This window comes from Tenacibaculum pacificus, assembly GCF_027941775.1.
GTDB classification, from domain to species: domain Bacteria; phylum Bacteroidota; class Bacteroidia; order Flavobacteriales; family Flavobacteriaceae; genus Polaribacter; species Polaribacter pacificus_A.
Genome location: NZ_CP115917.1, coordinates 37,663 through 62,660 on the forward strand (window position 1 = coordinate 37,663; position 24,998 = coordinate 62,660).

Below are 24,998 nucleotides of genomic sequence, written 5' to 3' on the forward strand. Positions count from 1 at the left end.
CAAGAAGAAAGGCAATAGTACGTGTTGTACTATTGTCTTTCCTTTTTTTGGGTGGTTCTTTTTATGTAAGATCTGTATAATCACCTATACTTACTGATGTATAATTAGCATTATATTTGGCATGATTACCAATCATTGCATTATCTAAGGTTGCATTAGAAATACGAACATTTGTTTGAATTAATGAATTTACAATCGTTGAATTTTCAACAATACTATTTTCACCAATAGAAACATAAGGTCCTATTTTAGTGTTTTTTAAAATTACATTTTTTCCAACATAACATGGTTGAATAATTTCTGAATTTTCTAAAACAACATCATCAGAAACTAAATTGTTACCATCGGCTTGTTCAAAACCTAAAACTTGTTTGTTAGTATCAACCGTTGGATCTTTTTTACCGCAATCCATCCAAGCATCTACTTTTCCAGGGATAAATTTAGCACCTTGTTGTTTTAAAGATTCTAAAACTTCTGTTAATTGAAATTCACCAGAAGGTCTGATATCATTATCAATTAAATGTTTAATTTCTTCGCGAAGTTTATCACCATCTTTAAAATAATAAATTCCGATAATTGCTAAATCAGAAACAAATTCTTTTGGTTTTTCAACAAAATCAGTAATAAAACCATCTTTTAATTTTACCACACCAAAAGCGCTTGGGTCTTCTACTTGTTTTACCCAAATAGCACCATCAGCGTTAGCATCTAAAGTAAAATCAGCTTTAAATAAAGTATCAGCAAAAGCCACTACACAAGATCCGTTTAAGGCTTCTTTAGCACAATAAATAGCGTGCGCAGTTCCTAAAGCTTCTTCTTGAATAAATACAGAACCTTTAGCACCTAAGCTTTCAGCAATTGCTATTAATTTATCTTTTGTATCCGCAGGAAATCCTTTGGCAGCTGTACCGATAATAAAAGCAATTTCATCAATAGGTTGATTTACTACCGCAGTAATATCTTCAACTAAACGTTGTACAATTGGTTTACCAGCTATAACTGTTAATGGTTTTGGAGTAGTTAAACTATGAGGTCTTAAACGAGACCCGATTCCTGCCATTGGAACTATAATTTTCATATTTTTTTGGTTTTAACGCTGCAATATACTATTAATATGGTATTGAAAAAAGTTACAAACCTTTTGGTATTGCAGCTATCAATGTTTTTGTGTAGGTTGTTTTCGGATTGTTGTAAATTTCATCGGCATCGGCAATTTCTTCTATTTTACCTTTATTCATAACAACTAATTGATCAGACATATATTTTACTACTGATAAATCATGAGAAATAAATATGTATGTGAAATTAAATTCAGCTTTTAATTGGTTTAATAAGTTTAAAACTTGTGCTTGTACTGATACATCTAAAGCCGAAACCGATTCATCACAAATAATTAATTTAGGTTGTAAAGTAATGGTTCTGGCAATTCCGATTCGTTGTCGTTGTCCGCCAGAAAACTCACGTGGATATCTGTAAAAATGCGCTTTTTCTAAGCCTACTTTTTCTAATAAATTGAATACATATTCTTTTCGTTCTTTTAATGAATTTAAAATATTGTGAACTTTCATCGGCTCAATAATGGCATTTCCTACCGTAATTCTTGGGTTTAAGGATGAAAAAGGGTCTTGAAATATAATTTGAATTTCTTTACGTAATTTTTTAAATGATTTTTTTGAAAGCTTCGTAATATCTTCTCCTTTATATATTACTTGCCCTGAAGTAGCATTTTCTAGCTGTAAAATGGTTCTACCGAGTGTTGTTTTTCCGCAACCACTTTCGCCGACTAAACCTATTGTTTCGCCTTCATAAATTTTAAAAGATACGTTGTTTACTGCTTTTACAGAACTCGATTTAGAAAACCAAGAAGCTTTTGATATAAATTCTTTATGCAGGTTTTTAATTTCTAAAAGAGGTGCTTTTACATATATTTTTTGATGAAATTCGTTACGTTCTTCATCTGTATACAATTCTGTTTTTACAGTGTTTTGGATAAAATCAATAACAGTAGGCAATATTTTAAAACGTTTTTTTACTGTTGGTTTTGAGTTTATTAATGCTTTGGTGTAGTTTTCCTTCGGATGTAAAAAAAGTTCTTTTGTTATACCTTTTTCAACTATTTTTCCTTTGTGCATTACAACAACAGTATCTGCTATTTCTGATACCAAACCTAAATCATGAGAAATAAAAATAATTCCCATTTTATATTCTTTCTGTAGTTTTTTTAAAAGTAAAATTATTTCTTTCTGAACCGTAACATCTAAAGCGGTTGTAGGTTCATCAGCAATTAAAAGTTTTGGTTTACAAGCAATTGCCATTGCAATCATAACACGTTGTTTTTGTCCGCCACTTATTTGATGCGGATACGAGTTAAAAATAGCACTTGGTCTTGGAAGCTGTACTTTTTCAAATAGAGATATAACGGCTTCTTTTATTTCTTCTTTTGATAAATTTGTGTGTTGTTGTAAAACTTCTGAAACTTGAAATCCACAGGTTAATGTTGGATTTAAAGAACTCATCGGTTCTTGAAAAATCATGGCTATTTCACTTCCTCTAATTTTTTGAAATTCTGTATTATTTAAAGCGACTAAATTTTGATTGTTAAATAAAATTTCACCTTTTATAGTTGCCGATTTAGGAAGTAACCTTAAAATAGCTAATGAAGTAACCGATTTTCCACTACCACTTTCTCCTACAATACCAGTCACCGTAGTTTTTTCTACGTTAAAAGATACATTTTGAATAATGGACGGTGCATTTTTAAAACTTATTTCTAAATTTTTAATTTGTAGCATCTGTGTAAATTTTAATAAAAATACAATTAATATTTTTCAATTCTTTTAAAAACGAATGTCAATTGTAATTGGTTAATATTAATGATTAATGAGCTAAATTTTTATCAAGTTATAAAATAATATGATTTTTCATATGAATAAGTTATTTAACTGAAAATCATTGAGTTATAACACCCTCTGTTTAGTATAGATAAAAAATAATAAAAAAAATGAGTGCGATTAAAATTAACTAAAAAAGACTGTATTTACTGATTTTTCATAATGATAAACTAGATGTTTAAAGTCTAGTTGGTTGTAAATGAGTATTTAGCGTGTTATTTTTTCGTTATATTTGAGAGATACATAAACATAAAAAAAGATTTTGATGATAACATAAATATAAACATAATAATTAATTTCATACCCCCTGAAAAAATGAAATACGTTTACTTAAAAAGTCTTGCATTAGCAAGTATTGTTTTTGGATTAAATATTCAATCTCAAGCTCAGAACAAAAGAGAAGTTGCAAAAATTCGTAGTACATACAATTTAACAAAGCTTCAAGAAATAAAAGATAACTTTCAAAAAACTGCAATCGCAGAAAAAAAACAAGCATTACAAATAGCAAAAGAACAAGGTTGGAAAACGAAGTTTACAACTAAAAAAGGTGATTTTGTTGAATTACAAAAAATAGTAAATGGAAAACCTATTTATTATACCACTCTTAATACTAATGCAGCAAAATCTACAAGAACAAACCATTTAAATACTGATGGATCATTAGGATTAAACCTAATGGGACAAGGTATGACTGCACATGTTTGGGATGCTGGAGTGGCAAGAATAACACATCAAGAATACGATGGTTCAGGAGGAAGTAATCGTTTTTCTGTAGGAGATGGTACTACTACTAAAAATTATCATTCTGGTCATGTAACAGGTACTATTATGGCATCGGGTTTTGTAGCCAAGGCAAAAGGAATGGCACCGCACGCAAAAGTTGTTGGCTATGATTGGAATAATGATACATCGGAAGCTATAACAGCTGCTTCAGAAGGTATGTTAGTTTCAAATCATTCTTATGGGTATATTCTTAGAAGTCAGCAAGGAAATGTACAATTACCTCAGTTTTATTTAGGAGGATATATTAATACCTCTAGGTCATGGGATATTATTGCATTTAATGCTCCAAATTACTTAATGGTTGTTTCTGCAGGAAATGATGGCTATGATAATTCAGCAAATGACAATCCAACAGGAGGTTATGGCTATGATAAATTATCAGGTATAACAACTTCTAAAAATAATTTAGTAGTTGCAAATGCACAAGATGCAATAGTAGATGCTGACGGAAATTTAATAACTGTTTCTATTTCGGGAAGTAGTAGCCAAGGACCTACGGATGATTTTCGAATTAAACCAGATATTACAGGTAATGGTTCGTCAGTTTATTCTACTTACACAAGTGGTGATACAGCTTATGGGTCATTGTCAGGAACTTCTATGGCGGCTCCAAATGTTTCAGGTTCTCTAATTTTATTACAAGAACATTATAAAAACTTAAATAATGGAAATTTTATGAAAGCGGCTACTCTAAAAGGATTAGCTCTTCATACAGCTGATGACGCAGGGTTTTCTGGACCAGATGCTATTTTTGGTTGGGGATTGTTAAATGCTAAAAAAGCTACGGAAGCAATTACTAATAATGGAACTAATTCTAAAATTGAAGAATTAACATTAAATTCGGGGGAAACATACACTGTTGTTGTTGATTCTGATGGAGAGAGTCCTTTATTAGCATCTATTTCTTGGACAGATAGACCTGGTTCGGTAAGTGGAATGATAAATTCTACAACTCCTATTTTAATAAATGATTTAGATATAAGAGTATCTCATTCAGAAAAAACATATTTACCTTATAAATTAACAGGAGCAACTACTAGTAGTAAACAAGATAATAATGTAGATCCTTTTGAAAGAATTGATCTTAGTAGAGCTAAAGGAAGATACACAATAACGGTAACTCATAAAGGAACTTTAACAGGAGGAAGCCAAAATTTTTCATTAATAGTAACAGGTATTAAAAGTTTACCAACTATTTGTAATATAACAGTTCCAACAAAAATTTCTACTAATGAATTTTCTGAGACAGCAGTACTTGTAAATTGGGAAAAAGTTATTGGTGCAACATATGATTTTAGATATAAAGCGGTTTTAGCTTCTTCTTGGATCATAAAGCCTGCTTATCAAAATTCTATTGGATTAAGTAGTTTATCAGAATCAGTTTTATATGAAATTCAAATACGTAGTATTTGCCCTTTAGGAAAATCGAGTTACAGTCCTTCAGTTTATTTTACAACTTCAGGTAGAGAGTTAAATTATTGTACATCAAAAGGAGCTAATATAAATAACGAGTATATCCAAAAAGTAACATTAGGAGCAATTAATAATCTATCAACAGGAGGAAATGGATATTCAGATTATACATCTATTTCAACTAATTTAATAAAAGGAAAATCAAATACTATTACTATTACTCCAAAATGGTCAGGTAATTCTTATAATGAAGGTTATGGTGTTTGGATTGATTACAATAAAGATGGTGATTTTTCTGATTCAGGTGAAAAAGTATGGGCTAAATTTAAAGGAAAAGAAACTCCAGTAAGTGGAACTTTTACAGTGCCTTATTTTGCTAAAAAAGGTGCAACAAGAATGCGTATAATATTAAAAAATAATGAAATACCAACAGCATGTGAAAGATCTATTGACTATGGAGAAGTAGAAGATTATTTAGTTGTAATTACTGAAGAAGAAGATACTGTATTAAGTGCTCCATCAAACTTGCTAGTTTCAAAAAATGGACAAAACAGTTTAACTTTAAATTGGTCTGCACCTGTTGGTAATTTAGCTATAACAAGTTATGATATATATGAAGGAACTACTAAATTAGAAACTGTAAAAACTACAGCTACAACAATTACAGGGCTAAATGCTGAAACGCTATATTCTTTTTTTATAAAAGCAAAAGATGTGGGAGGAAATATATCAGAAGCAAGTAATGTAGTTAGTATAAAAACTTTACCTAATAATATTAAGTATTGTTCATCAAAAGGAATAACAAGTAATTATGAGTGGATTGATTATGTTGCTTTCGGAGGAATGATGAATACTACAGGAGCAAATGATGGGTATGGTAATTTTACATCAAAAGTAGCAACAGTATCATTAGGTAGTACTAATCAGTTGATATTAAGTGCAGGGTTTTTAGAAACAGCATATAATGAACATTTTACTGTATGGATAGATTATAACGGAGATGGAGACTTTTTAGATGCTGGTGAAACAGTTACAAAAGGAAACTCTTCAAGTGGAACTAATAGGGTTGCTAATATTGTAATACCAACAAATGCAAAATTAGGGAAGACAAGAATGCGTGTTTCAATGAAATATGGCGTATTACCAAATTCTTGTGAAAATTTTGGTGATGGAGAAGTAGAAGATTATACAGTTAATATAATTTCTGAATCGCTAAATAGAGATTCTTCTGATTTTTTGGAAGAAAATATTCGAGTTCAAGATGAACCAATTCTGTCTGTATATCCAAATCCTGCAGTAAATTTTGTAAAGGTTAAATTAGTATCAGAAGCAAGTAATATTACTTATAAAATTGTAAGTGTGCAGGGAAGTGTTGTACAAATTGGTCGTTTAAATAATTCTAAATTAAATATTACAAATCTTACTTCAGGAATGTATATTTTAGAAATTAACGATGGTCAAAAAAACCTTACAGTAAAGTTATTAAAAAAATAATAAGAGTTTTTTTGTATGTAAATTATTTCTTTTAAAGAATAGCAGTAGACTATAAAGGTTTATAAAAAAATGCTATTTGATAACACCTCTTTTGGAATTAATAAAAACTATAAAAACAATTTTTTTGTTTGAAAGATTACTGATTAAATTTTAATTTATATAGAATTAACAACTTCTATATAAAGTTAGAATAAGTAAATATCTTTTTTTAACTGTTTTTAACAAATTATCATCATTTTAGTGTCTTTTTTTTGTAGATATGATAATAACTATCTATACTTGTAATCTGTTAACATATTAGGTACTAATGTGTTCTAATAATTAATTTTTAAGTTCATTTAAAATGAAAAACAAGTATATTAAAGGTTTTGTATTTGTTAGTTTAGTCCTTGGACTAAATTTTCATATTCAGGCTCAAAGTAAGAAAGAAGTAACACAAATTCGTAGTAAATACAATTTAACCAAACTTCAACAATTAGAAAAAAGCTTTCAGGAAGTAGCAAAAACCGAGAAAGAACATGCTATACGAGTAGCAAAACAAAAAGGTTGGAAGACTAAATTTACCAAAAAAGATGGGGCTCTACTTGAATTACAAAGAATTGTAAATGGTAAACCAATTTATTATACTACTTTTAATGTTTCAGCATCAAAATCAACAAGAGCAAATCATTTAAATATTGGAGGTTCATTAGGCTTAAATTTAATGGGACAAGGAATTACAGCTCGTGTATGGGACGGGGGTATTGCAAGAGCTTCTCATCAAGAATATCATGGAGCAGGAGGAGCGAATAGGTTTTCAGCTGGAGATTATGGTTCTTTAAATTCTCATGCTGCTCACGTAACAGGTACTATTATGTCTTCAGGTGTTGTTGCAAACGCAAAAGGTATGGCACCATATTCAAAAGTAAAAGGATTTGATTGGAATAGTGATAAATCTGAAGCTATAACAGAAGCTTCAAATGGTATGTTAATATCTAATCACTCTTATGGTTATGCAGCAAGAGATCAACAGGGACAAGTACAATTACCTCAATATTATTTTGGTGGTTATATTGATGAGTCTAGAGATTGGGATGAAATACTTTTTAATGCGCCAAATTATTTAATGGTAGTTGCTGCAGGTAATGATGGATATGATAATTCAGCAAATACAAACCCAACGGGAGGTTATGGTTTTGATAAACTAACAGGACGTACAACATCAAAAAATAATTTAGTAGTTGCAAATGCTAATGATGCAACTATTAATTCAAACGGAGAGTTAGTTTCTGTTTATATTAATAATTCAAGTAGTGAAGGACCTACAGATGATTTTAGAATTAAACCAGATATTACAGGAAATGGTACTGGAGTATATTCTACTTATCAAAGTAGTGATTCTGATTATCAGTCTATTACAGGTACATCAATGGCGTCACCAAATGTAACAGGTTCTTTACTTTTATTACAAGAGCATTATAAAAATTTAAGTAATGGTGATTTTATGAAAGCTGCTACTTTAAAAGGTTTAGCACTTCATACTGCTGATGATGCTGGAGTTTCTGGACCTGATGCTGTTTTTGGTTGGGGGTTATTACACACTAAAAAAGCAGCAGAAGTAATTACTAATAAAGGAAATAAATCAAAAATAGAAGAGTTAACATTAACATCTGGAAATACTTATACAATTACAGTTGAATCTGATGGAATTAATCCATTATTAGCTTCTATTTCTTGGACAGATAGACCTGGTGTAGCTACTACTACACTTAATTCTACTACACCTGTTTTAGTAAATGATTTAGATATAAGAGTTTCTAAAGATGGAGAAACTTATTTTCCATATGAATTGACAGGAGCAACAACAAGTACAAAAAGAGATAATAATGTAGACCCTTATGAAAGAGTTGATGTAGATAATGCTTCAGGAACTTACACTATTACAGTAACAAATAAAGGTTCTTTAGTTGGTGGTAGTCAAAATTATAGTTTAATTCTAACAGGTTTAACAAGTACACCAGTAGTGTGTAATGCAACTACACCTGTAGAACTTTCTGTTACAGAAGTTACAGCAAAAAAAGCAGTTGTAAATTGGGAAATGGTACCAGGAGCAACATACGATTTAAGATATAGAGCTGTTTCTACTTCATCTTGGGAAACAAAAGAAGTATCAGTAAATAAAAATACATTAAATGATTTGTTAGAATTAACAGAATATGAAGTACAAGTACGTAGTAGATGTTCTTCAGATAATTCTAATTATAGTAGTTCAGTAAATTTTACAACTACAGATGTACCTTTAAATTACTGTATTTCTGAATCAAATAGTGCAAGTGATGAATATATTCAAAATGTAGTATTAGGTACTATAAATAATGCATCAACAGGAGAGAATGGGTATTCAAATTATACTTCAATTTCTACAAAATTAATAAAAGGATCATCTAATACAATAACAATTACTCCAAATTGGACTAGTACTATTTATAATGAAGGATGTGGTGTTTGGATTGATTATAATAAAGATGGTGATTTTTCTGATGAAGGAGAAGCTGTTTTTATAAACAATCCATCAAAAGATACTCCTGTTGCTGGTACTTTTACAGTGCCTTTATCTGCAGTAAATGGAGCAACAAGAATGCGTATCGTATTAAAGTATAATGAAGTACCAACAGCTTGTGAATCTTCATTTTCTTATGGTGAGGTTGAAGATTATACTGTTGTAATTGAAGAAGATCAAACTGATACTACTGCTCCAAGTGCTCCTGCTAATTTATCTGTATCAAATATTGATAAAACAGCTTTAACTTTAGATTGGTCTGAAGCTACAGATAATGTAGGAGTAACAGGTTATGAGGTATATCAAGATGGAATAAAATTAATTAATACCGCTAATACAACACTACAAGTTACAGGTTTAACAGAAGCAACAACATATGTTTTTTCTGTAAAAGCTATTGATGCTGAAGGAAATGTTTCAGTTTCAAGTAATGAAGTTAATGCAACAACATTATTAAATGATATAACTTACTGTACTTCAAAAGGAGCTAGAGTTAATTACGAATGGATAGATTATGTATCATTTGGAGGAATGACTAATACAACAGGTCGTGATGGAGGTTATGGTGATTTTACATCAAAAATAGCAACAGTAGCCTTAGGAAGTACAAATCAATTAGTTTTAAGCGCTGGTTTTGCAAGTAGATCTTATAATGAGCACTTTACAGTTTGGATTGATTATAATAGAGATGGTGATTTTACTGATGCAGGTGAGCAAATAGTAACAGGTAACTCTGTAAGTAAATTAAATAGAATTACAAATATTACGATACCATCAAATGCTAAATTAGGTAGAACAAGAATGCGTGTTTCAATGAAGTTTGAATTAGCATCAACTCCATGTGAAAATTTTGGAGATGGAGAAGTAGAAGATTATACAGTTAATATTACTACAGCTACATCTACATCATTTATAAATACATTAACAACAATGAGTGTTTCAGGAGAAGATATTAAAACTCAAGAAACATCAAACTTATTGATATATCCAAATCCATCAGTAGATTTTGTACATGTTTATTTAGCTTCAAAAGCAACAAATATTACTTATAGAATTGTAAATACAATAGGTAGTATTGTACAAAAAGGTGATTTAAATAACTCTAAATTAGATGTTACAAATCTTCTTTCTGGAATTTATATTTTAGAAATTAACGATGGTCAAAAAACATTTACAAGAAAATTATTGAAGAAATAATACAACTTTCTTATTAAATAAAGAAAACCCGAGCATTTGCTCGGGTTTTTTGTTTCTTTGCATAAAATATAGAATATGAATTACCTATCAGTTGAAGGCATTGCAAAAGCTTATGGAGAAAAAGTGTTATTTGAAGACATTTCTTTCGGAATTAATAAAGATCAAAAAATAGCTTTTGTTGCTAAAAATGGTAGCGGTAAAACGTCTATTTTAAATATCGTAGCAGGAGTTGATACCGCTGATTCAGGGCAGGTTGTTAGTAGAAAAGATATTGACATTGCCTATTTATCGCAAGCGGATAATTTAAATCCTGATTTAACGATTGAAGAAACTATTTTTTCTACGGATAATAAAGTTTTATCAGTAATTAAACAATACGAAAAAGCAGTAGAAAATCCTGATAATGCAGATGCTTTTCAAGAAGCTTTTGAATTAATGGAGCAATACAATGCGTGGGATTTTGAAACGCAATACACGCAAATTTTATCTAAATTAAAATTAGATAATTTACAATTAAAAGTAAATAAACTTTCTGGAGGACAAAAGAAACGTTTAGCATTGGCAATTGTACTTATTAAAAAACCTGATTTATTAATTTTAGATGAACCTACCAATCATTTAGATTTAGAAATGATTGAATGGTTAGAGGCTTTTTTCGCTAAAGAAAAAATCACCTTATTTATGGTTACTCACGACCGTTATTTTTTAGAGCGTGTGTGTAATGAAATTATCGAATTAGATAACGGACAATTATATAAATACAAAGGAAATTATTCTTATTATTTACAAAATAAAGAGGAACGTTTAGCTCTTGAAGCAACCAATTTAGGAAAAGCAAAAAGTTTATTCAAAAAAGAATTAGATTGGATGCGTCGTCAACCAAAGGCACGTACTACAAAATCGAAATCTCGTACCGATGATTTTTATGAAATCAAAGAAAAAGCTCATAAACGACGTAACGAACACGAGGTTCAGTTAGAAATTAACATGGAGCGTTTAGGAAGTAAAATTTTAGAGCTTCATAAAATGCACAAATCGTTTGATGATAAAGTAATTTTAAACGGTTTCGATTATGTTTTTAAACGTGGAGAACGTATCGGTATTATTGGTAAAAATGGTACAGGTAAATCTTCTTTTTTAAATATGCTTACTGGAGGTATCGAATTAGATAGCGGAAAAGTGACTATTGGTGAAACAGTGAAGTTTGGATATTATACTCAAAATGGAATTGTTATAAAACCAGGTCAAAAAGTAATTGAAGTTGTTAAAGAATTTGGAGAATATATTCCGTTATCAAAAGGACGAAAAATATCTGCAAGTCAATTATTAGAACGCTTTTTATTCGATAGAAAAAAACAATACGATTTTGTTGAAAAATTAAGTGGTGGAGAACAAAAACGATTGTATTTATGTGCAATTTTAATTCAAAACCCAAATTTTTTAATTTTAGATGAACCTACTAACGATTTAGATGTAGTAACATTAAATGTATTAGAAAATTTCTTATTAGATTATCCTGGTAACTTAATGGTCGTTTCTCACGATCGTTATTTTATGGATAAAATTGTTGATAACTTATTTGTTTTTAGAGGCGAAGGTGTTATTGATAATTTTCCTGGTAATTATTCTGATTTTAGAGCTTATGAAGACTCTAAAGTAAAAGAAGCAAGAGAGGTAAAAAATGAAGCTAAAAAAGCAGTTGCTACTCCCGTTAAAACAAATAAAAAAGTAGCATTAAGTTTTGATGAAAAACGAGAATGGGGCTTGCTAGAAAAAGATATTGAAAAACTTCAAAAGAAAAAACAAATTATTGAAGGTAAATTTATGAATGTTGAATTTTCTCCTGAAGAAATTAACGATAAATCAAAAGAACTTCAAGAAATAATTGAGGCTTTAGAAACTAAAGAAGAACGTTGGTTTGAGCTTTCAATGAAAATAGAAGGTGAATAATTTTATGTTTTAATTACCTTAAAAAACGTAACCTAAGTTTTATATATCATAACCGTGTTAATTACTATTTAATAGTAATCAACACGGTTTTTTTATGTTACATATTAAAAATTTACTACCCTTTTCTTATAGGAAAAACCCTTTTTTTATTTAATAGAATCTTGTTTTTATTTCAGGTTATGTATTTAAAATGATTCGTTTATTTGAATTTGTAATATTAATAAATACATTCTTTAATTACCTGATTACAAGTGTTTTATTGTTTGTTTTCGAACTAATTATTAATAGGGTGTTTTTATCAATTCATTTTATGTTGCTTTTTTATCGATATAAATATTCCGAAGTTTATATAAAATTAAACTAAAAAACAGTTTTTCTGTTATTTATATAATTGAAAACAAAAGCTATATTATAATGAAAAAAAGAAACAGAATTTTAGCTATTTTACTTTTAGTAATCATTCATTTTACAAATGCACAACAAAAGTGTGAACATTCAAACGAAATTATAAATGATTTAAATAGTATTACAAAATGTACTATAGAGAAAAAACCATCAGTTTTTAGAAAAAAAATAGCTGATTCTTTAACGAATAAATCAGTATCAAGACGTAGTTTAATTAGGCGAAAAAGATTAAAAAAGATAGGAATATATAGCAATTCTAAGAAATTTAGAAACTTAAAAAAAGAAAATAAATTTACTAAAAGAATCATATTGAATAATTAAAATCTGTATTTCTATATTGATTACATTTATCTATAATTGTAAGAATAAGTGTAATTAAAATTTTAAATTATTGACACTGATAGTTCAGTTAAAGTTAAATGAAAATTATTGATTTTTTCACTATTTTTTTTAAAGAATAAATAAATAAATTTTTTTTAATAGATTTTTTTTCTGATATTTAACAATGAAAGTACTTGTAATTTAGTCTTTTATCTTTTTTAATTTTAAAATAACCCCCCTAATTATTATGAAAAAAAGAAAAATAATTTTCGTTTTTTGTATTTTTATTATTATCAGTTTTGGAAATGCTCAAGAAAAATGTGTATCACCAGAAGAAAATATTGAAGATTTAAATAGTATTACAAAATGTAGTGTTAAAAAACTAGATAATACTACTGATAAAAATTTAAAACAAATATCAGTATAAGTATCAGTTTCTAGAAGAAGTTTAATAAAACGAAAAAGATTAAAAAAATCGGCAAGAGCTGTTAAAGGTATAAATACTGTAGGTGTTCAAAATACAAATACAAAAGAAGTAATTTCAACCCCCATTTTTTTAAATACAAAAGTAGCAAATCTTATCAGTAAATTATCATCAGAACAAGCAAGAAGTGCTGCTGCTTTTGAAGATGTTGATAAAATTCCTGTTTTTAATTCTTGTAAATCAGAAAATAATTCTAAAAATTTAGATTGTTTTAATGAACAGATGATGTTGCATATTCAAAAACACTTTAGATATCCTAACGATGCAGTCATTTCAAAAACCCAAGGAGAAGTTTGGATTCGTTTTATAATAGATGAAAACGGAACTGTTACTAATATTAAAACTTTAGGACCTGAAAATGGTGAGGTATTAATTGATGAAGCAATAAGAGTTGTTTCTAATTTACCAAAATTTACTCCAGCAATGAAAAAAGGAAAAAAAGTACATTCTAAGTTTGGCTTTCCTATTAACTTTTCATTAGAAGAATAAAAATAATTTCCCCCAAATAGTATTATAATCAACAACCATTCAACTATGATTAGATTATTAATAACAGGAGTAGTATTTTTTTATGCTACTCTATTAACAGCACAAGTTACAGTTAAAGGAAAGGTATTCGATATTTACTTAGAGCCTATATCTATTGTAAATGTAACATCTTTACCAGTAAAAACAACCACAGATATTAATGGTAGTTTTACATTAAAAGTAAATAAAAAATTACCTTTTTCAATATTAATAACAGGTGTTGGCTACCAAACACAAACGGTACAAATAACTAAAGAAAATCAAAAAATTAATGTAGTATTAAAAGTAAAAACAAGACTTCAGGAAGTTATTGTTTCCGCTTCGCGTATACCTGAAAGAATATTAGAATCACCTGTAACAATAGAAAGAGTAGGTGCTAGAGATATTAAAAATAATACTTCGCTAAATTTTTATGATGATTTGGTAAATTTAAAAGATGTAGATATACATACAATTGGTTTTAATGTAAAAATGATTAATACAAGAGGTTTTGCATCTTTAGAAAATGTTCGTTTTGTACAGTTAGTAGATGGTACTGATACAGCGAGTCCTTCGGGTAACTTTTCTTTTGGAAATGTAACTGGCTTAAATGAATTAGATGTTATGAATGTAGAGATATTACCAGGAGCAGCATCTGCCTTGTATGGAGCAAATGCTTTTAATGGTATTTTATTAATGCGTAGTAAAAATCCATTTGAGTATGGAGGAATAAGTGCTTATTCTAAATTAGGAATAAGTGAACAGAATCAAAATACAGCAGAAATAAATGCTTTTAATGATACAGGAGTTCGAATGGCTTATGCTTTTAATGATAATTTTGCCGCTAAAGTTAATTTTAGTCAAACAATTGCTGAAGAATGGAATGCTGTTGATACTAGAAATATCGATTTAGATGGAAATATAGGGCTTGGAAATAGAGATAATACTACAGCTTATAACGGAGTAAATGTATATGGTGATGATTCGAACGTTGATCTTAAAAGTATTTTATTATTTTTAGAAGAAGGTGGTGTTATTACACCAGGGATAACTAAAAAAGTACCAAACTCTAGAGTTTCAAGAACAGGAATTGATAATAATAGCTTAGTAAATAATCATATGAAATCTGTATTTTTTGATGGTTCTTTATATTTTAGACCTACGGGGAAAAAAATCTTGAACTTATATGGAACTCAAAATATTCTTATGGTGATAATACCTTACAAGGAGATACTCGTTATGTTCAAGAAGGTGCTTTATTTCAGCAACATAAATTAGAGCTAAAATCGAAGTATGTAACTGCAAGAGGATATTATGTGAATTTTAATCAAGGAGATAAATCGTTTAATACCGTTTTATTGGCCGAAGGTATTAATAATTCTTATTCAATAGATGATATCTGGTATCAAGATTACGGAGCAGTTTATGGGAATACATTTGAAACGGCAATACAAACTAATAGTGTAGAACAGGCAGATATCATGGCACATGAACAAGCTAGAATTTATGCTGAACGACATAAAAATGGTACTATTGATGCCATTTCTAATACCTTAAAAAATAAAAATATAAGTGATGGAGGTGCTAAAACTACAGATAATTCTAGCTATATAAATGGTGATATTGATTTTAACTTGACTGATGTTGTTACGTTTGCAGACATTCAAATGGGAGCAACTTATAGACAACATAAATTAAATTCAAAAGGTCAGTTATTTACAGATTTAAATGATCCAATTATTTATGATTCTTATGGTATTTACACACAGGTAATTAAAAAATTAGTTGATGATCGTTTAAGGTTAACAGGTTCTATTCGTTATGATAAATCAACAAATTTTAAAGGGAATTATTCTCCTCGAATTTCAGCTACTTATGCATCAGGTGTAAATAGAAATCATAATTTTAGAGGATCTTATCAAACAGCCTTTAGAAACCCAACATCTGCAGATCAATATGCAGATCAAAATTTAGGAAGTCGTATTTTTGAAGTTGGTAATGTGTCTGGAAATTTAGAGCGTTATGTATCTAGAACAATAGCCTTAAGACCTGGTAGTCCAGGGATTCCTGTAGTTGGAACATCAGTAAGTTTAACAGGGAAACAGATAGTAGAAAATTCATATACTTTAAATTCACAACAATCATTTAGTAACGCAGTTATTGAAAGTATAGATAATAATATTAGTCCACTATTAGCAATTCAGAATAATGTAGGACTTTTAGAAAAGGCTACAATTAATCCATTAAGAACAGAAAAAGTAAAAACATTTGAAACAGGGTATCGAAGTTCTTTTGATTTATTTGGTAGTTTATTTGAGATTGATGTAAATGGATACTATAGTATTGTAGAAGATTTTATTGTAACTAAAATAGTAAGTACTCCCTTATTTGGAGATATAAATCAAGGAAGTACAGACCTTTTAGCACCTTTTGCAATTGGAAGATATGATTATGCTCAATTTGCTTTTAGAGTTAATAGTCCACAAAATCATGATTATTATGGAGGTGGTATTTCTTTAAGTACTGCTGTTTTAGACGGGCTAAATATTGGTGTGAATTATATGTATAATAAATTTAAAGAACATCAAAAAGGAGGTGATATTTATGAAACAGGAAGCTTTTTTAATACACCAGAACACAAGTTTCGAGCTTCTTTAGGAAAAGAAACTGTTTTTAAAAATGTAGGTTTTAATATAAATGCACGCTGGCAAGATAGTTTCCTATGGAGTTCAAATGCTGTAAATAGTGTTATATCTGCTAGAACAGTATTAGATGCACAAATAAATTTGAGAGTTCCTACTATAAAATCTACTTTTAAAGTGGGGGGAACCAATTTATTTGGTACACCTTATTTAACAGCTCCTGGTATTGGTGAAATAGGATCTGTATATTATGTTTCTTGGAAAATAAATGATTAAAAAATAGATATCTTTAATAGTACAAAAAACAGTTTTCTTTTTTAAGAAAACTGTTTTTTATAAGTTATACTTTAACTATTGATTCGTTACTAATTAATGGTTTGTTACTAAAACGTAATAATAATTGTGCTACAGCTATAGTATCTCGTTCACAATAACTCACAATTTTAGGTAAGTTTTTTTCTTTATAATAAACTTTAGCCACTTCACTTCCGTTAATATCTTGTTTTGGTGAAGGAATATCTAAAATAGCTGTTAATAAATTTAAGGAAGTATAGTGTTTATAATCGCCAAATTTCCATAATTCTAAGGTATCTAAATGTGGAACTTCCCAAGGTTTTTTTCCAAATAAATTTAGCTTTTTAGGTAATTCAATTCTGTTTATAATCACGCGACGAGCTATATATGGAAAATCAAATTCTTTACCATTATGAGCACATAATAGTTGTTTTTCTTTATTAAAATGTGTGTCAAGTAATTTTTTAAAATCTATTAAAATACGCTCTTCATCATCACCAGAAAAAGAAGTAATTCGAAGCTGATTTTCAGATGATTTATTAACAAAATACCCAACAGAGATACATATTATTTTTCCAAATTCTGCCCATATACCAGCTTTGTGATAAAAATCTACTGCTTCAATATCTTCTTTTCGCTGATATTCAGTTTTTAAGGCATACAGTTTTTGTTTTTCTTCGGATAAATCAGAAAAAAACTCTTTTTCAGGAACAGTTTCAATATCTAAAAATAAAATATTTTCTAGTTCTATTTTATGTAGCATTTTTTATTTTTTAAAATAATTAGATTGTCTTTAAATAGTAATTATACTTGTTTATTTGAATAACAATAATTACTTAATTCTTTCTGGTTTTTTGATGAAAAATCAATTTTTATAAAGATACAAAAACCTTTATCACAATATGTGCCACTATTTAAGCAAAGGTTTATGAAAGATTAAATGAATGTTAAGTTAAAGAAGATGGTGTACAATTTATAATTTTATAGTTACTTTTGGGTAACATAATATAAAATGACTTATGAACACGAATGATGTTAAAATTTTACTAGTTGATGATGAGCCAGATATCTTAGAAATAGTAGGATATAACTTAAAATCAGAAGGGTATCAGGTTTTTACAGCCAATAATGGTGCTGAAGCAGTAAAATTAGCAAAAAAAGTAACCCCGCATTTAATATTATTAGATATTATGATGCCTCAAATGGATGGTATTGAAGCCTGTGAGAAAATTAGAAATATCAAATCTTTAGAGAATGTAATTATTTCTTTTTTAACTGCTAGAGGTGAAGATTATTCACAAATGGCAGGTTTTGATGCTGGTGCTGACGATTATATTACTAAACCTGTAAAACCGAAAGTATTAGTAAGTAAAATAAAGTCTTTATTAAGACGTTTAAAAACAGAAGATAAAACAGCTGCAACAACAACATTAGGAGATATTGTTATTAATAGAGATGAATACATTGTATTAAAAGGTGATAAAAAAATTGCTTTACCTAGAAAAGAATTTGAATTGCTATCATTATTAACATCAAAACCAGGAAAGGTATTTAAAAGAGAAGTGATTTTAGATAGCGTTTGGGGTAATGAAGTTGTTGTTGGAGGAAGAACTATTGATGTTCATATTCGTAAACTTCGAGAAAAAATAGGAGATGATTTTTTCAAAACTGTTAAAGGTGTTGGATATAAATTTGTTTTAGAAGGGGAAGACAAGTAAAAATAACTAAAAATAAATAGATATAGATTGCTGAAAAGCAATCTATTTTTTTATAATGAAAAAAATTAAAAAAACATATCGTTACGCGCTTTGGTCAGCATTTTACTCTACTTCAATTTCTGTAATAATTGCTTTATTATCGTACTTTATTTTAATTGATTTATTAGGTATATGGGCTGTTGTTATTTTTGGAATTTTAATGTTTATTGTTTTATTTTTGATTATTCAATACAGAGCTGAACATTTTATTTATCAAAGAGTAAAAAAATTATATGAAGATATTTCTATTTTAGATGTTAATGATTTAGAAAGAAAAGATGTTACAACAGATGTTGAGGCATTAACCAAAAGCCTACAAACATACGTAGAAGATAGAAGTAAAGAAATAGTAGTATTAACACAAAGAGATTCTTTTAGAAGAGATTTTTTAGGAAACGTAGCACACGAGTTAAAAACGCCACTTTTTACAATACAAGGGTATATTTTAACTTTGATTGAAGGCGCAGCCGAAGACAAAGAAATCCGTACAAAATATTTAGGAAGAGCTAATAAAGGCGTAGAAAGATTGACTTCTATTATTAAAGATTTAGACACGCTTGCTAAATTGGAAACTGAAGGAATGAAAATGAATATTCAAACCTTTAATATTGTAGAGCTTATTCAAAATGTTTTTGATTTATTTGAAATGAAAGCTAAAAAACGAAACATTACTTTGTTATTTGATACAATTTATGAGTTTCCTCGTTTTGTTAGAGGTGATGTTGAGCGTATTGAACAAGTTTTAATTAACCTAATAGTTAACTCTATTAAATATGGTAAAGTAGGAGGTATTACTACAGCAAGTATTGAAAGTTACAGCCCTAATAAGTTTATTATTAAAATAACTGATAATGGAGAAGGTATTAAAGAAGATCATATATCACGTTTATTTGAACGTTTTTATCGAGTAGATCAAAGTCGTTCTCGTGAACAAGGAGGTTCTGGTTTAGGTTTATCAATTGTAAAACATATTATTGAAGCTCATAACGAAACCATTTTACTAAAAAGTGATTATGGTAAAGGATCAGAGTTTTCTTTTACTTTAGAAAAAGCAATGTAATAAAAAAGGAGTTGATTTAATCAACTCCTTTTTTTATGATTTTATTTACTATTTATACTAAATCAAATCCAATATCTTTTCTGTAATTCATTCCTTCAAAAGAAATTTTGTCGATGCTTTTGTATGATTTATCAAGTGCTTCTTGAATAGAATCTCCAAAAGAAGTAACCGCCATAACTCTTCCTCCATTTGAAACTACTTTACCATCTTTTTCTGTTGTTCCTGCATGAAAAACAATAGAATCTTCAGCTAAATCGAAACCAGTAATTTCTTTACCTTTTTCATATGCTTCAGGATATCCACCTGCAACTAACATTACTGTTGTTGCGGTTTGAGAAGTTACTTCGTATGATTTTTCATCTAAAGTTCTATTTGCAACACCTTCGAATAAATCAACTAAATCAGATTCAATTCTTGGTAAAACAACTTCTGTTTCAGGATCTCCCATACGAACGTTATATTCTACAACAGATGGATTTCCGTTATCGTTCATTAATCCGATAAAAATAAATCCACGGTAATCAATTCCATCTTTCTGTAAACCATCAATAGTTGGTTTAACTACTAAATCTTCTACTTTTTGTAAAAAATCATCTGTAGCAAAAGGAACAGGAGAAATAGCACCCATTCCACCAGTATTTAAACCAGCGTCTCCTTCACCGATACGTTTGTAATCTTTTGCAGAAGGTAAAATTTTATAATTTTTTCCATCTGTTAAAACGAATACAGAAAGCTCAATTCCTTTTAAAAATTCTTCAATAACAACGGTTGCTGAAGCTGCTCCAAATTTTTCATTTGAAAGCATTTCTTTTAATTCAGCTTTTGCTTCATCTAAATCAGTTAAAATTAAAACACCTTTACCACCAGCTAATCCATCAGCTTTTAAAACATAAGGAGGAGTTAAAGTTTCTAAAAAAGCTTGTCCTTGTTGTAAAGTTTCAGCCGTAAATGATTCATACTTTGCAGTAGGAATATTGTGCTTAATCATAAACTGTTTAGAAAAATCTTTACTACCTTCTAATAAAGCTCCGTCTTTTTTAGGACCAATAATAGCAATATTTTTTAACTCGTTATCAGCTAAAAAGAAATCATGAATACCTTCTACTAAAGGAGCTTCAGGACCTACAACAACCATATTAATTTGGTGTTGTAAAACAACTTCTTTTACTTGATTAAAGTTTGTTGGATTGATTGCAATATTTGTTGCAACCTCACTAGTACCTGCATTACCAGGTGCTACAAAAAGTTTTTTTGTTTTATTACTTTCTGAAAGTTTTTTTGCAAAAGCATGTTCTCTACCTCCTGACCCTAAAATTAAAATATTCATTGTGTATGTGTTGTATTGTTGTAAATGCAAATATAAAATAAGAAAAAAGGCTATTTTAAAAAATAGCCTTTAATTGTTAAAATAATTATTAAAATATTTGTTCTAGTATTTTTTGTGTAATTACATAAGTGGGTAACACTCCGCTCATACCTAAACCTCCAGAGGCAAGAGTAGCACCTGTTTCTAGTGGATTATCAGAGGCGTAATAGGCGTATCTTACTTTAATATCTTCTCTAACATTACCTCTAATTTTAGATGCAGATTGAATTGCTTTCTGATAATGTGCCCCTTCCATTTCTAAACCGATAACATTCCATGTTGAATCATGAAAAAACTTCAATAAATCTTTATTTTGTAAAGAAGTTCCAAGTACACTAACCATAGCGCCATCAAAAACATTTACGCCAAAGCCTTCTAAATCTTCTTTTGATAATTCATTTTTAAACGGATAATTATCCGCAGTACCTTCAAAAATGTGTGCCGAAGGAATCATAATATCACCTTTTCCACCTTCTAAAATTCCTGCTTTTCCCATTATAGAAACAGAATCAACATTTAAGTGAATCCTTTTTCCATCGGTTTTATACGGTTTTAATAATTCATCCATAGTTTCAAAAGCTTGTTCACCAAAAGCATAATCCATTACTATAAGTACTGGTTTTTGTCCTTCGGAATTTACTTTTTTAAAGGAAGTAGTATCAAAATTTATTTTTTCGGTATCAATAATTTGAACATTAATATTTGTTCCTGAAGTATCTTTCAAATAAATCAGTCCATTTTCTGAAGCATAATTTTTAACAGTTTCTTGTAAATTATGACTATCACTATTACTTAATACTTCAAAAAGTTCAAAGCCTTTATTATTTTTAGCTTCTTTAGGTAGGGCATTTTTTGCATAAATACTATTCATAACGCTGTGCATATTGGCACTAATAATATGAATAGGACGTTTTAATAAGTTATTATCAAGCAACGATTTTTTAATAGTATTTGCCCAAATTTCACCATAAATATGATGTCCAATTTCTTCTATTAAAGCAGTACTAAATTTTATAGAACGTTTGTTGTCGTTTGTTGTTTCGTTAATTGCTAGTTTACCTAACCAATATATTAAGTGAAAAAATCTGTTAGGATTTTCTTCGGATGAAAAGGTATTGTAAGTTGTATATACCTCATCATAAGTTCTTCCTAAAATGTTTCCAAGATGTACAACAATTACATCTTTTTCTTCATCCGTAAGTGTTTTATTATAAATTACAATATCTTCTAAAAGAAGCCATTCTCTAATAAAACCATCTTCGGTATCAGAAATAACACGGTCTTTTATTTTATGCGATTCAATAAATAAAAAAGTTATGTGAGTTAGAATATCATAAATTTCAGAACGACCACGAGTAATTTCGATATTCATTTGATCTTTATCAATACGATAACAATTTCTTCGTCTTTTCGGAGGAACAATTGTTTTAAATTTTGAATTTCGATATCCTTCATCAGCAGTTAAGTTGATAAATTGACATTCTTCAATTCCTTCGGGTAATCGTTCAATAATATAAACTAAACCGTTTAATTCGATTTTACTTTCAGCAATTGATCCGTAAATTTCAGGTCTTAATTGTAATAACGATTTACGTAATGTTTCACCAGAAATTCCCATAGGTTTATAAAATCCGCGACTAAATAAATGACGCATAGATATATATAGTTTTTCTATTGCATTGGTAGATTCTTGTGCTCTGGTACGTTCTTTATAATTGGGGTTTGGCATATTTTTTTATACCAAATATACAAATTAACTTGTTGATTTTTATTTTGTTAAAATACTAGTATATTTTTTTTGATTATTAAGTAAACTCACAGCTTTGCTTATGGTTTCATCATTTTTAAGTTGATGCTTAAATAACCCTTCTTTATACACGTATCTTTTTATAATTTGATTTTGTATTTCTTTAGATAAAAAACTTTTGTTGATAACAATTTGTGCTACTTTTTCTTTTTTCAATTTTTGAATAATAGCTTTATATTCTGTTGAAATATCATTGTTATTTTTTACTGAATGATATGCTTTTTTAAATAATTTTTCTTCTTTGGAAACAAAAGATGTGTCTTTATAAAGTAAATAGTTTTTAAAGTCTGTAAAATTTTCAGTTTTAAAACTAAAATTATCTGTTATTAAGTTTTCATTTTTATTGGTAAAATCAGTTACAAAATTAAAGATAGCTTTCGATTTTAATAGTTTTTTTGTTTCTACTGATTTTTTAGAGAATCCTGTTTTTATATCAGGATTTACACCACCGCCATCATAAACCGTTCTTCCGTTTTTTGTTTTAAATTGATTAACTGTTCCTTCAGAAAACTTAGGAACTTGTCCTGTTTTAGCATCTCTATTAGTATAATCTAATTCTTGAATACAACGTCCGCTAGGAGTATAGTATTTCGAAATAGTAGCTTTCATTTGTGTTCCGTAATTTAGTTTAAAATAACGTTGCACTAAACCTTTTCCAAAAGAGCGTTCGCCCATAATTACGGCTCTATCATAATCTTGCAAAGCACCCGATACAATTTCAGAAGCCGAAGCAGAACGATCATTTATTAAAACAACAACAGGTATTTCAGTATCTAAAGGATCTCTTCTTGTTTTATAAATATTGCTATTTTTTTTAGTTTTACCACGAGTATCTACTACTTTTAAGCCTTTTGGAATAAATATATTTGTAATATTTACGGCATCAAATAAAGAACCTCCAGGATTGTTACGTAAATCAAAAACTAACTTTTTCATTCCTTTTTCTTTCAATTCATTGAAAGCTTTGGCAACTTCTTGTGTTGCTTTTTGATTGGTAAATTTTGTTAAAATAATATAGCCAGTTTCGGCATCAATCATATTGTAAAAAGGAACAGGATTTAAAATAACTTTATCTAGTTTTAAATCAATATTTTTTAGTGTTCCATTTCTATCAATAATTAAAGAAAGTTCTTTATTAGGAGTTCCTTTAAGCATTTGTGAATATTGGTTTTTGGCTAGTTCAATTAACTTTTGACCGTTCACTGTTGTAATAATATCACCTGCTTTTAAGCCTGCTTTATCTGCTGAAAACCCTTTGTAAACTTCTAAAACACTAATTCCTTTTTTTGTATAAAAAACAGAAATTCCAATACCTCCATATTCTCCTTCACGTCTAATACGTGCATCTTCCACATCTTGTTCGTTGTAAAAATTGGTATAAGGGTCTAAATTTTTAAGCGTGTTTTTAATGGCTTTGTCTGTTAATTCTCCAGGATTAATTTCATCAATATAATTAATGTTTAATTCTTTGAATAAGTTGTTGTAAATTTCTATTTGTTTTGCAATTTCAAAAAACTTAGATTGAAATGAAAAAAAAACAGAAATAACAATAAGTGAACCAAAAAAAAGCGCTTTTTTATTCTTCATTTTTATTAATTTCAGTGACAAATAGCGTTAATAATTTCTTCATTTTAACTTCTAAATCGGCATAAGTCCATTCGTCTCTTGCAATATAAGAAATCATAAAGACATGAGGTTTATTTACAGCATCATAGACTGTATATTTCTTTTTTCGATACGTTTCACGTAATAAACGTTTTATTCGGTTTCTGTCAACCGCACTTTTAAAATTTCTTTTTGGAACAGAAACTCCTACCTGAACAGGAAATTTTGAAGTATGTTCTGTTTGTATATATACCATTCGAAGTGGAAAAACTTTTATAGATTTTCCTTCTTCATACAATTTGCCTATCAGCTTTTTGCTCTTTAATCGTTCTTGTTTTCCTAGTGTAAATTTCATCATCATTACAAACATACATAAACCGCTACAAATCTTTTATAAAAACCTATTATAAAAGCTTTTTTTAAGGATTTTTAAATTGATATCTTTAATTTTTTATCTTTATAAGATATCTCTAGCCCTGATTG

Annotated in this window: 17 protein-coding genes; 10 read left to right on the forward strand and 7 right to left on the reverse strand. The window is 28.7% G+C overall.

The window, feature by feature from the left end; genetic code table 11:
• Positions 1–61: 61 nt before the first annotated feature.
• Both PG913_RS00160 and PG913_RS00165 read right to left on the reverse strand, forming a co-directional pair.
• Complete coding sequence (locus PG913_RS00160; RefSeq protein ID WP_271231085.1) at positions 62–1,078, reverse strand: sugar phosphate nucleotidyltransferase; 1,017 nt, start codon at positions 1,076–1,078, stop codon at positions 62–64.
• A gap of 52 nt (positions 1,079–1,130) precedes the next feature.
• On the reverse strand, positions 1,131–2,792 hold the full coding sequence (locus tag PG913_RS00165) for an ABC transporter ATP-binding protein (protein WP_271231086.1): 1,662 nt from the start codon (positions 2,790–2,792) through the stop codon (positions 1,131–1,133).
• A 414-nt stretch (positions 2,793–3,206) separates the two neighbouring features.
• On the opposite strand from PG913_RS00165, the gene PG913_RS00170 reads away from it, so the two are divergent.
• The 8 genes from PG913_RS00170 (at position 3,207) to PG913_RS00205 (ending at position 16,902) form a co-directional block, all read left to right on the forward strand.
• Entirely contained in the window at positions 3,207–6,581 is a 3,375-nt protein-coding gene (locus PG913_RS00170; protein ID WP_271231087.1) for a GEVED domain-containing protein, read from the forward strand.
• A 343-nt stretch (positions 6,582–6,924) separates the two neighbouring features.
• Complete coding sequence (locus PG913_RS00175) at positions 6,925–10,317, forward strand: GEVED domain-containing protein (protein WP_271231088.1); 3,393 nt, start codon at positions 6,925–6,927, stop codon at positions 10,315–10,317.
• A 75-nt stretch (positions 10,318–10,392) separates the two neighbouring features.
• A complete protein-coding gene (locus tag PG913_RS00180; RefSeq protein ID WP_271231089.1) occupies positions 10,393–12,267 on the forward strand; it encodes an ABC-F family ATP-binding cassette domain-containing protein in 1,875 nt (624 codons plus the stop codon).
• Between the two features lie 414 nt (positions 12,268–12,681).
• Positions 12,682–12,993 (forward strand): hypothetical protein, encoded by a 312-nt coding sequence (locus PG913_RS00185; protein ID WP_271231090.1) that lies wholly within the window; start codon positions 12,682–12,684, stop codon positions 12,991–12,993.
• A gap of 247 nt (positions 12,994–13,240) precedes the next feature.
• Positions 13,241–13,420 carry a hypothetical protein gene (locus tag PG913_RS00190; RefSeq protein ID WP_271231091.1) on the forward strand — a complete coding sequence of 60 codons (180 nt, stop codon included), beginning with the start codon at positions 13,241–13,243 and terminating at the stop codon, positions 13,418–13,420.
• Positions 13,421–13,699: 279 nt separating this feature from the next.
• The gene (locus tag PG913_RS00195) at positions 13,700–13,966 is read left to right on the forward strand and encodes an energy transducer TonB (protein ID WP_271231092.1); all 267 of its coding nucleotides are present in this window, start codon (positions 13,700–13,702) and stop codon (positions 13,964–13,966) included.
• 45 nt (positions 13,967–14,011) lie between these two features.
• Complete coding sequence (locus tag PG913_RS00200; protein WP_271231093.1) at positions 14,012–15,262, forward strand: TonB-dependent receptor plug domain-containing protein; 1,251 nt, start codon at positions 14,012–14,014, stop codon at positions 15,260–15,262.
• Positions 15,169–16,902 (forward strand): TonB-dependent receptor domain-containing protein, encoded by a 1,734-nt coding sequence (locus tag PG913_RS00205; RefSeq protein WP_333780823.1) that lies wholly within the window; start codon positions 15,169–15,171, stop codon positions 16,900–16,902. The genes PG913_RS00200 and PG913_RS00205 overlap by 94 nt, the downstream gene beginning before the upstream one ends.
• A 64-nt stretch (positions 16,903–16,966) precedes the next feature.
• Here the strand turns inward: PG913_RS00205 and PG913_RS00210 are convergent, their stop codons facing one another.
• Positions 16,967–17,683, reverse strand: coding sequence for a 3'-5' exonuclease (locus PG913_RS00210; RefSeq protein WP_271231095.1), 717 nt, complete (start codon positions 17,681–17,683; stop codon positions 16,967–16,969).
• 256 nt (positions 17,684–17,939) lie between these two features.
• Between PG913_RS00210 and PG913_RS00215 the strand changes: the two genes are divergently transcribed.
• Together PG913_RS00215 and PG913_RS00220 are read left to right on the forward strand one after the other, a co-directional pair.
• Positions 17,940–18,638, forward strand: a complete 699-nt coding sequence (locus PG913_RS00215) for a response regulator transcription factor (protein ID WP_271231096.1) — start codon at positions 17,940–17,942, stop codon at positions 18,636–18,638.
• A 55-nt stretch (positions 18,639–18,693) separates the two neighbouring features.
• Entirely contained in the window at positions 18,694–19,737 is a 1,044-nt protein-coding gene (locus PG913_RS00220) for a sensor histidine kinase (RefSeq protein ID WP_271231097.1), read from the forward strand.
• 52 nt (positions 19,738–19,789) lie between these two features.
• Here PG913_RS00220 and purD read toward each other — a convergent pair whose 3' ends face one another.
• From purD to rnpA, 4 genes are all read right to left on the reverse strand, one after another.
• A complete protein-coding gene (gene purD / locus PG913_RS00225) occupies positions 19,790–21,064 on the reverse strand; it encodes a phosphoribosylamine--glycine ligase (RefSeq protein WP_271231098.1) in 1,275 nt (424 codons plus the stop codon).
• Between the two features lie 88 nt (positions 21,065–21,152).
• Complete coding sequence (locus PG913_RS00230; protein WP_271231099.1) at positions 21,153–22,832, reverse strand: DUF6909 family protein; 1,680 nt, start codon at positions 22,830–22,832, stop codon at positions 21,153–21,155.
• A gap of 39 nt (positions 22,833–22,871) precedes the next feature.
• The gene (locus PG913_RS00235) at positions 22,872–24,497 is read right to left on the reverse strand and encodes a S41 family peptidase (protein WP_271231100.1); all 1,626 of its coding nucleotides are present in this window, start codon (positions 24,495–24,497) and stop codon (positions 22,872–22,874) included.
• Positions 24,487–24,870, reverse strand: a complete 384-nt coding sequence (gene rnpA, locus PG913_RS00240) for a ribonuclease P protein component (RefSeq protein WP_271231101.1) — start codon at positions 24,868–24,870, stop codon at positions 24,487–24,489. The genes PG913_RS00235 and rnpA overlap by 11 nt, the downstream gene beginning before the upstream one ends.
• Positions 24,871–24,998: the final 128 nt, after the last annotated feature.